We start from the raw sequence: 1,610 nt of genomic DNA, 5'->3' as shown, positions 1-1,610 counted from the left end.
CCGCGCAGCTCGATCAGGGTGCCCGTGGTGCTGCGCTCGACCCGCAGCGCCGGCGCCTGCGCGGCATCGGCCCGGCCGTGCAGGGGGAACCAGCGCACGCCGTGTTCCTGCTCGTGCTCCAGGGTCTCGCTGCGCCCGGGAATCAGCGCATAGGCCTGCGCCTGGCCGCCGGCGTCGAACACCCGCAGATCGCGCAGGTCGCCGTGGCGCGCGGCCAGGTGCGCGGCGATGGGCAGCTCGAGGCGATACCAGGGGCCCTCGCCGGACAGCTGCAGCGGCAGCGTCTGGCGGAAGTCCTGCGGGCGCTCGGCGGCCTGTACGGCGCCGCCCAGCAGCAGGGCCAGCACTAGAAACGGACGGATGCGCATCAGGCGGCGGGCTCCTTGTGGGCCGAGGCTGGTTGCTCGTTGCTGGAAGGTGGTTCGGCCTGGCGCGGCGGCAAGGGGGCGAAATAGCCCACCACCAGCAGCAGCACGCCGACGCCGATAAAGGACACGATGCGCTCCAGGCCGCCACGGTTACCCAGCTCGACGAACAGCAGCTTGGCCACCACCACGGCGATCAGCGCCGCGCCGACCAGCCACAGCTCACGGCGCCCGCGCAGGTGGCCCAGCAGCATCAGCGCCAGGGCGATCAGGGTCCAGACGATGGACAGCCCGGCCTGCACCAGCATCGAGTCGAACAAAGCTGACGTCTGCCAGGGCACACCGCCCCAGTGATGGGCGCTACGCATCACCATCACCGTCAGCAGGGCGAACAGCGACAGCCCCGCCACGCCCTGCGCCAGCTGCAACGCCCGCGCCGGTTCCAGGCCGAGACGCGGCAGCGCGAAGCGGCCCCAGGCGAACAGGGCGCCCAGGCCCAGCAACAGGCCCAGCTCCAGCGGATTGAGCAGCGGCAGGTAGGCCAGCGGCTCGGCGTCGCCGGCGCTGAGCGCATTGGCCAGCCAGAACCAGGCCAGCATCAGCAGCGCCAGCGGCGCGGCGGCCAGCAGGCGGTACTCGCGGGCATGCACCGACAGCGGCCAGGGCCAGCTGCGCGGCAGCGCCATCGCCCACAGGTAGGCGGTGGGCAGCAGCGCCCAGCCCAGCCAGCGCCAGGCGTTGTAGTGCTCGGACAGGCTCAGCAGCAGGTAGCGCAGCTCCAGCGCCAGCACCCCGAGCAGCAGCCAGCAGCCGAGCACGTGCGCCGCGCTCGCCGCCCGGCTTGGCAACAGGGAGCCGAGCCGGCGCAGGACGAGGAAATGCACGGCGAACAGAGCCAGCCACGCCAGCCAGGCGAAGTTCGCCGCCGGGTGATACCAGCCGTGCCAGGCGTGCAGCAGGATCAACCCGCCCAGCGGCGCCAGCAGGCTGCACAGCAGCGCCAGCTCGCGCCACTGGCTGCGCGCGGCGACCAGCCCCCAGAGGGCCACGCTGAGGGTTGCGGCGCCGAGCAACAGGGTCGTCTGCAACGCCGGTGCGGCGAAGCGTAGCACCTCGCTGGCCAGCGCCAGGGCCCACCAGGCCGCGCCCCAGACCAGCAGCAGCTGGCCCAGGCGCAGCAGGCTGACGCCGTTCATGCCGCCGGCACCCTCGCGCCGCGCCAGGGCCTGCAGGCGCCAGGCGCCG

At 73.2% G+C, this 1,610-nt stretch carries 2 protein-coding genes; both read right to left on the bottom strand.

The window, feature by feature from the left end; translation table 11 throughout:
* Positions 1 to 368: DUF3999 family protein (locus tag N878_RS19805; RefSeq protein WP_031303566.1), on the bottom strand; the 368-nt coding region annotated here is incomplete at its 3' end.
* On the bottom strand, positions 368 to 1,610 hold a 1,243-nt coding region (locus tag N878_RS19800), incomplete at its 5' end, for a DUF2339 domain-containing protein (RefSeq protein WP_021445292.1). The genes N878_RS19805 and N878_RS19800, both read right to left, overlap by 1 nt.

Origin of the sequence: Pseudomonas sp. EGD-AK9 (genome assembly GCF_000465935.2) — a bacterium.
Classification (GTDB): domain Bacteria; phylum Pseudomonadota; class Gammaproteobacteria; order Pseudomonadales; family Pseudomonadaceae; genus Aquipseudomonas.
This window is presented reverse-complemented; position numbering and strand designations above follow the sequence as displayed.